Annotated in this window: 6 protein-coding genes and 1 pseudogene; 3 read left to right on the top strand and 4 right to left on the bottom strand. The window is 58.4% G+C overall.

Going from position 1 to position 8,062, the window contains the following annotated elements; genetic code table 11:
- Positions 1 to 354: 354 nt before the first annotated feature.
- The 4 genes from AB0F17_RS65985 to AB0F17_RS65970 form a co-directional block, all read right to left on the bottom strand.
- A complete protein-coding gene (locus tag AB0F17_RS65985) occupies positions 355 to 963 on the bottom strand; it encodes a hypothetical protein (protein WP_358047694.1) in 609 nt (202 codons plus the stop codon).
- Between the two features lie 188 nt (positions 964 to 1,151).
- Positions 1,152 to 3,254 (bottom strand): hypothetical protein, encoded by a 2,103-nt coding sequence (locus AB0F17_RS65980; protein ID WP_358047692.1) that lies wholly within the window; start codon positions 3,252 to 3,254, stop codon positions 1,152 to 1,154.
- A 1,027-nt stretch (positions 3,255 to 4,281) separates the two neighbouring features.
- A complete protein-coding gene (locus AB0F17_RS65975; RefSeq protein ID WP_358047690.1) occupies positions 4,282 to 4,854 on the bottom strand; it encodes a Pycsar system effector family protein in 573 nt (190 codons plus the stop codon).
- Positions 4,855 to 4,942: 88 nt separating this feature from the next.
- Positions 4,943 to 5,242, bottom strand: a complete 300-nt coding sequence (locus AB0F17_RS65970) for a hypothetical protein (protein ID WP_358047688.1) — start codon at positions 5,240 to 5,242, stop codon at positions 4,943 to 4,945.
- 30 nt (positions 5,243 to 5,272) lie between these two features.
- Here AB0F17_RS65970 and AB0F17_RS65965 point away from each other — a divergent pair.
- The 3 genes and pseudogenes from AB0F17_RS65965 to AB0F17_RS65955 all read left to right on the top strand — a co-directional run.
- Positions 5,273 to 5,650: pseudogene (locus tag AB0F17_RS65965) on the top strand (transposase); the annotation flags it as partial.
- Between the two features lie 370 nt (positions 5,651 to 6,020).
- A complete protein-coding gene (locus AB0F17_RS65960; RefSeq protein ID WP_358047686.1) occupies positions 6,021 to 7,106 on the top strand; it encodes an AAA family ATPase in 1,086 nt (361 codons plus the stop codon).
- Positions 7,107 to 7,111: 5 nt separating this feature from the next.
- Complete coding sequence (locus tag AB0F17_RS65955) at positions 7,112 to 7,783, top strand: DUF4276 family protein (RefSeq protein ID WP_358047684.1); 672 nt, start codon at positions 7,112 to 7,114, stop codon at positions 7,781 to 7,783.
- The last annotated feature ends 279 nt before the right edge of the window (positions 7,784 to 8,062 follow it).

Raw genomic sequence — 8,062 nt, 5'->3', positions numbered from 1 at the left:
CGATCCCGGAGGACCTACCTCCATCTCTTGCACAGCACCGCTTCCAGAAGCTCTTACATCAACGCCTCCTTCAGCGTTCGTGGCACACGACCTGCTGAAACATCGCGAGGTCGAAGCTGGCTGGGAGCTCTTGGGAAGAGATTGGGAATTGATCACTGCTCGCAGTTCACTTCGTCCAACCAGAGGCGCTAAGACGATGTCTTCGTGGTCTCGTCCGTGGACGAGAGAAGGCGGCCTCCCCCATCAACCCGTACTCACTGCTATCAGCCTCCTCATCACCGGCCGGCTACGGTGGTGCCACTGTCGGTGATCTTTGCAGTGCTGCTATCTGAGGAGAACGATCACTGGGCATGCTCAAGCTTCTCCTGCAGAGTTTCCGTTCAAGATCTGCAAGTTCGTGACGAGGTCTTCCCGTTCATAGCTTTCAAATATTTTGCCAAGTTGGCTGAGGAGAACCTCGCGATGCTGAGCCCCTAACGGCGCGAGGAAATCCTTGATAATTTCTGCAACGCGCTCGACTACCAGTGCTTCTTCAGGGGTTTTAGCCGACCCCATGCCATCTCGAACTAGTCCAACAACCTGTTCGAAGTTATTGCCCATATTGAGAAGTTCTGGTAGCTTCTCAGCTCTTCCGTCGAGCCACCAGAGTCTAGCGATTTGGGCATCGGCAAGTAGATGATCGCGTACATAGCTAGCTTGACGCGCTTTCATAGCATACATTGCTTCCGTCAAAGCGCTCTGGCGTAGCTCTCTCTCGAAATTCTCGGCATAAGCCTTCATGTCATCGTTCGCCGAAAGCGTTATCTGCACGGACGTTAGACGGCGATCAATCCCGCGAGCTTGCCTGTGTACCGCGATTTCGGCTTCGCTCTGCGCTTCCCCTTCTGAGAGAACCGAGAAAGTAGGTGTGACGCGTTCCAACACCTCGCGAAGTTGACGGTGGGCCCGGTAAGTCTCCTCCATGTTTGGTGGGCTGCCACCGCCCGCTATCGTCCACGTAAGTTGAAGTGACGCCTCAAAGTATGCCTCTGGCAAGGAGCTCGGAAGGGGCCGCACTGAAAACCTGCTGTGATGATGCTTCTCGATGAGCTCTTTTTCGTACCCAAAGGGAAGCAGGTCACGGATCCAAGACAATACGCCCACGATGTCTCCTACATCTCATCAAATGTGTTGCGACATGATCGGTTCCAGAGGTGGGGCCGCAAATCCTCGATCCTGCCTAGAAGTTCCTCGTAGAACATCTCACGTGGCAGCATTGACGGCTCGTGAAAATCGCGTATCCAGCGCCTTGCGAGGGGGATGATTATTCCGATGTCGTAGCTGCTCCTACAAGCTGAAGCGAAGATTCTAGTGACGACTTCTCTAGATGCTTGCATCCGGACACTGGCTTCCATCCATTCCATGGCGAGTGTGGAAGCGCCAGCCGCGGTTTGAGCGTTTCGCAGAGTCGCGCGCCAGCCCTGAGCGAGGATATCGAGCAGGCCTTGATCTGCAGGAGAGTTAGGAATAAAAGCGTACCGTTCCTCGATGCGCTCCTTGGCCAAAGTCGCAAATGCAAGAGCACCAGTGGTCTGGCGCTCCGACGTGCTACTGGTCCAATCTGCAACCTCGCTGAGAATCATCCCGCGAAGACTGTCATCTTTGCCGAGTGCGGCAAGAGCTGCACATACGGTACCTTTGACTCGTAGTGAATAGCGATCTGCAAGATGCCTCAGACGCGTTAACGCTACCCCCGGGAAATAGTTTCCGAGATTACCTCCACAAACCTCTGCCACGGTGACCTGAATGTCCTCCGGCGTAGACGACATGATCGACCATTGGTATAGGAACTGTCGGATACTCCGCCCTATTTCAGTGCTAAGCGCCGCGCTATCCAGCAACTGTACTGCACGTGATCGGCTCGTATATTTATCCGCCCAGCTCGTAACTGCATCGATTATCAGATTGGGCGCGTCATGGGATTCGGCAAGATAAAGTAGCGCTGACCCTATGTGATCGCTCTCATTCGTGGCGCCAAGAGAGATAATCCAGGGGTCTAGATGTTTGCGCAGATAGACATGGTCCCCCCAAGCGTAGTCAAGAACTGGCAAGGCATAGTCTGTTCGGCGAAATCGAACTACTCCGTCGACTAGTTCTGCGTCTATAGAAGCCAACAGCTTGGATGCACCTGGCCCAAAGCTGCCACGCCCAGGGTACCTCTCAAGCTCTAGCGCCTCCACGAGTTGCTCTGTCGCGGAGAACACAGCATCCGGTCGTGCGCCCTCCAGAGCAGATACGGCTAGTACAAGCGCCCGATGATATTCAGGCTGGTCGGCGCTGGCGCCGCCAAACAAGTTCCTTACGTCTGCGTTGGCTCGCTCCATAAATTCGGCCAAGACTTGTTCGATTGCCTCTTCGGAGGCGCAATCCTTATCGTCGACTCGCTTCCTCGCCAGACTAGCGAGACGTGTAGCTTCACGAGTGGTAGCACCTTGCAGAGCGTCTTTTAGTTTTGGGTATGCGGCATACTTATCCGCGTATCTCCTAGAAGTTGCGCACGCAAGATGTGAGCGGAACACAGACTCTGCGCAGGGGCCTACGGTCGACACCACCGCGTCGTCATCTGGATCAAGCAGGCGGCATTCCTGAGGTGTGGTAATAATGACGAGCCCGGATGTGGCGGATCGAATGCGAGCAACGTAGTCGCGCAGGACTTTGGACAATCTTGCAACAGCTTCTTCTTCAAGCTCGCCTAGGTCGATGAGTTGGCCCTGCCCCTTCTTCGTAATGAGCGAGCGTTCGATATCGTCAGGGTCCAAAAGTATCTGTACGGGATGTAGGTGAGTGGCAAGGATCGCGTTGACTGCGGTTATGAAGCGACCAGTTCCTTCATCGCCAGCGATAACGACGAATCTCTTCCGCCACAGGATCCTTTCTACTTCGCTCGCCTTGTCATCTCCATTCCGATCCTTGCGTACGTACGTGTCACTCATCTCTTGCAGGACGTCTGGGTGAAGTACGCGGGTTGCGACGTTTTTTCGGGCCTCACCTAAGTTGACATTGTCGATCCGAGTGCCAACGAAAGCCGCGCCCACAGCCTCCTGAAAACTATTTTGAAGGAGTAAAGGTTCTTGTGGTTCCGCCTGCGTCTCGTCTGGCCCATCTTCAGGGCCTTCTTCATCAGCGCCCTCTTTGGTTTCGGGTAGATCCGAATCAGGCGCGGCGTCAATGTCGTCCGACGAATCGACTTCAGGTGGCGTTTCGGCGTCAGTCACTACTCCTGCTCCTTCTTTCGGCGAGGTTCAAAAAATCCCTCTGGGAGGTCTAGATGAACTCCGTCGCGAATTTCACCTGCAGTGATGTTCTGCCCGACGTTGCCATGAAAGATAGCCGTGGTGCTTGGCGATGGGATTGAGGACAACTTGCCTGCACTCGACACTGTCGTGGATTCAGGTGATTCCAGGCCCTGACGTGATCGCCGCGGTATGTACAGCCATGCAGACTGCTTGAATCCTTTGTCTGGTACTGCTGCGGTAACTGACTCAAACTCTGTCTCGTGTAGCTGTATGTATCCAGCCTGCACAACATCTTCAAAGACGCGTTGGGAGATTATTGCGCCGACTAGAGTCACGTCTGAATGGCTCTGCCTCAGTGCTTGTTTCAAAGGAGCAGAGTCTAGCAATCTACATGCGTGTATCGTTGGCTCGCTGATCCGATCCCTTAGCTCGTCACCGTCGTCATGTATGGGCCCGATATGGATACTGACACGCAGGCGTAGATCTAGAGACCGGTCTTTGGCGCGTAGACTGGGCGCGAGATCATAAAGCACATCTTGTAGGCTTGGCACAACTTGGTCGATGAGAGCAGGGACGTACCTTGTTTTGGTCCCGAATATATAACCATCCCCTGTACCTTGTGGGAACCGTCGCCTGTCCCATACTTGAGGTATCCCACATCGCGTTAGTGCGGTTTGAAGCGCTTCCGGTATTGCGGCGCTTAGGTCGGGAAGATGGACGCTTTGGTGCCTGCTGAACTGCACGCAATCGACTGCAATCAACCCGCGATAGGGCGGAAGTCGCCGACTGGAGACCTCCTTTGACGCCTGATGCATCGTGCCTCCTTCGCCATGCGCCCGTTCTCCAGCTGTGGCCTGAGGGCCGTCAGCTGAAGCGTGACCGAACGATCCCGGACGGTTCATCTATAAGCTCATCCATACGTTGCTCTCCGCTCTTTGACAACTCCGATAGAGACTCAACCACTATTTGTGCTGCTATGTCCGAATCGCGTCTCGATGGTGGAGTGTCAGGTTGCTGGGATGACAGTGTTCAGCGAGACGGAGGTAAGGGTGGCAATGAGCGCCAGCAACAACAGCCAGAAGCCCCAACGGATGAGGCGGTACTTGCGTCGGACGATGCCTGCTACCTGTCGCAACTGATCGGACACCCGCCCAAGATCGAAGGTTCGGGAGCGCAAAAGTGCCTCAGCGACCTCCTCGCTCGTGGTGTAGGGCAGGACATCCGCCCAGTAGCTGACCGTGTCACGACGTAGGGTGCCCCATCTAGTCGTACGCGGGTAGACGGCAGCTGCCAGGCATATGAGTGCTAGAAGGGCTGCCCCGGAGCCGACCCACCAAAGCCACTCGATGCCGTTTGACAGGGAGAACGGTGACCAACTGCCAGCGAATAGCCCGGCTGCGGTGGCGCCCAGCCCGAGGCCGACGATTCCTAGTAACACTTGAGCTTTCGCATCCGCCCTGTTCAGTTCCTCCCGCGCCTCGCTGAGAAGCAGCGCCCCATAAGCGCACGCATCCTCCTCGGCTTGATCGCGTGGGCTGGAGTTGGGGCGCGCCAGGGTAGCGAGGACTCGACGAAGCATGATTGATCTTCTCCCGAACAGGGACGACTACTGAAGGGAAAGCCGTAGATCAAGATCTAAAGACGGGTCATCGTCGCCGTCGTATGGTCTAGGCGTCGGAGTCTTCCCAGACGAGAACGGTGCGATCTGCTGGCAACACACGGTTACTTTTGCGTGGCGAGGTGATCACGAACACTGGAACGCCCTCGGGGATATCCAGCTCCTTGCGTTCGACAGGAGATGACATCCGGGCTGTCACCTCAGCGGATCCTTGTATGGACACTCGCTCAACTGGAACCCGGGGACGGACGTAGGAACCCTCACTCTTCACGGTGACGACCAGTCCCTCGCTGCGCAGAACCCCGAGCGCCTGTCGCACAGCGACCGGTCCGAGCTCGTACTGCTGCATCAGCCGAGTCTCTGAGAGGACCTCCCCGGCCCGGCCGACCTCACCGGCGCCCGCGTGCTCGCCGAACTCGGCGACGACCGCACCCGATTCGCCGACGCCCGCGCCTTGAAGGCATACGTCGGCGCGGCGCCCATCACCAGAGCCTCCGGCAAGAGCCTGGTCGTCCATCACCGCAAGGTGAAGAACCAGCGCCTGGCCGCCACCGGCTACGTCTGGGCCTTCGCCTCCCTCCGAGCACCCGGCCCTCGAGCCCACTACGACCGACGGCGCGCCGAAGGCGATCGACACTCCAGCGCGCTACGCAACACCTTCAGCCGGATACTCGGCTGCCTGCACCACTGCCTACGCAAAGGCGCGACCTACGACGAACCTGCGGCCTTCCCATCGCGTTCGAAGGCCACGGCTTGACACCTTAGGCAGATCGGATGTCTGCGGCACCCGCATTAGGAGCGTGCGGCTTGAATGGCCACGATAGGCGGTATGAGCTGCAGGAACGCAATGCTCAGGGCGTGCCCGTTACAAGATCATCCCGCATATGTCCCGCGCCGGTCATGGTTGGCCACCACGTCAGTCGTGGCCTATGCGCCCAGCCATGCGAGGCCCGCGACTTCGATCAGATGACCCTCCAAGCTCCTGCATCATAGGTGCCGGGACCTGCTTGCCCATCGGAAGACACTGACGGCTCTGGTCCGGTAACCCAGTCGAGCAGTGGTGTGCTCACTCTCCGACTGCAGGAGGGTGGACGCGCCGCATGGGTGGATCACTCTAAGCTGGGCGTATGGCGCCGCAGAGATTGCAGTCGATCATGATCAGGGGATATACCTCGATCCGCTTCGCCGAGGTGCGGTTGCGTGATCTCAACGTCCTGATCGGTGCCAACGGTGCGGGCAAGAGCAACTTCATCTCTGCCCTTGCCCTGCTGGGCCGGATCGTCGACGAAGACCTGAACCTGTTCGTTGGCCAGGCTGGTGGAGCCTCCGCCCTACTTTATCGCGGAGACGAGAGCATCCCGGAGATCGGCCTGCGCCTGGAGTTCTCGTCCAACGAATACTGGGCCAAGCTCATCCCGGCGGCTGGCGATGAGCTGATCTTCGGCAACGAAGAGATCGAGTTGCGTGGCGGAAGACATGTCTTGGGACGGGGACATCGGGAGACCCGCCTCCTGGATGAGCTCGATGAGCGAGACTTGTCGTCCATGGCCGGGCATGTAGTTGACACACTGCGGGGCTGTCGTGTCTTCCATTTCCACGACACCAGCGCGAACGCCCCGGTCAAGCAGACAGGGTTCGCCTCCGACAACATCGCGTTGCACCCTGATGCCCGAAACCTGGCCGCCGTCCTGCTTCGCCTTAAGCAGGAAGACCGCTCCGCATACAGGAGGATCGTCCGAACCATCCAGCAGGTCGCGCCGTTCTTCAGGGACTTCGTGCTCATCGAGGAGAACGGCCGACTCCGACTGCGATGGCAACAAGAGGGCTCGGACGTCGTCTTCCCCGCAGACGCGCTGTCGGACGGAACGCTCCGTTTCATCTGCCTCACCACCTTGCTGAGTTTGCCCGACCTTCCCAACCTCGTCGTGCTGGACGAACCGGAGCTCGGTCTGCACCCCTATGCCATCGTCCAACTGGCCGACATGCTGCGCGCCGCGAGCAGCGCCAGCCAGGTCCTGATCGCCACCCAGTCGGTGACGCTCATGAACCAGTTCGAGGTAGACGATCTCATCGTCGCCGAACGCGCTGGGGGAGCGTCGGTCTTCAATCGCCTCACCCCCGCAGGGCTGGTCGACTGGCTGGCGGAGTACTCCTTGGGTGAGTTGTGGGAGAAGAATCTGCTCGGTGGCAGGCCGCAGGCCGAGTCGCGGTGACGGGAATGCGCCGACTGCACATCCTGTGCGAGGGCCAGACCGAGGAGACCGTGGTACGCGAAGTTATCGAGCCCTACCTGTTCAGCTCCGATGTCTACGTCACTTGGTCCATCTTCACGACCAAACGGCCCGCAGGTGGCCCTTCCCACAGGGGAGGCCTGTCCACGTGGGGCAAGCTCACCTCAGAGATCCGCCTGCTCCTGGGCGATTCCTCCATCACCGTCTTGACGACCATGCTGGACTACTACGGACTCCCCACCGACGTGCCCGGCATGGCGACACGTCCCTCGGGTTCGCCGTACGACCGTGTGACTCACGTCGAGCGTGCGATGGCCGGCACCATTGACCACCCTCGCTTCCTGCCGTACCTGGTACTCCACGAACTGGAGGCATGGGTTCTGCTGGGCCACGAGGCACTCGGCGAACTCACCGGCGATGACGCGCTCGCCCAGGCCGTCCAAACGATTGTGGCGCAAGCCCAAGGTGCCGAACTGGTCAACGACGGGGCCAGCACGGCCCCCTCCAAGCGTCTACTGAATCTATATCCGCGATACCGCAAGACCTCCGACGGCCCACTCGTCATAGCCGAGCTCGGCATCGACACCATCAGGAATGCCTGCCCTCACGCGGACGCTTGGTTCTCCGCGGTGAACACTGCGCTCAAGCAAGAACCCTGACACGACCCGGATCCAGGTGCTTCGGCACACTGACTGCTGGTGAGGTCGCCCTTGGCGAGCCAAAGGGCATGCCGAAGACCTCGACGGCAGCGCACTGCGAGGTTCGACATTTACCTCGATGATGCCGAAGCGAAGAACGAGATGACGTATTTGGCGCCAGGTAAAGAGGCTCTTCATGATCGAGGGTAAGCATTCACGCCTAGAGCATTCCGGTGCTGGATGATCGCGGGGCGTGATCGTCTTCGGGTGTGAGTCGCTGCGGATTGTGGTGGGAATCAG

The sequence above is a fragment of the Nonomuraea sp. NPDC026600 genome (genome assembly GCF_040638335.1).
GTDB lineage: Bacteria > Actinomycetota > Actinomycetes > Streptosporangiales > Streptosporangiaceae > Nonomuraea.
The sequence above is the reverse complement of the archived record's forward strand: the minus strand, read 5'-3'. Positions and strand labels throughout refer to the sequence as shown.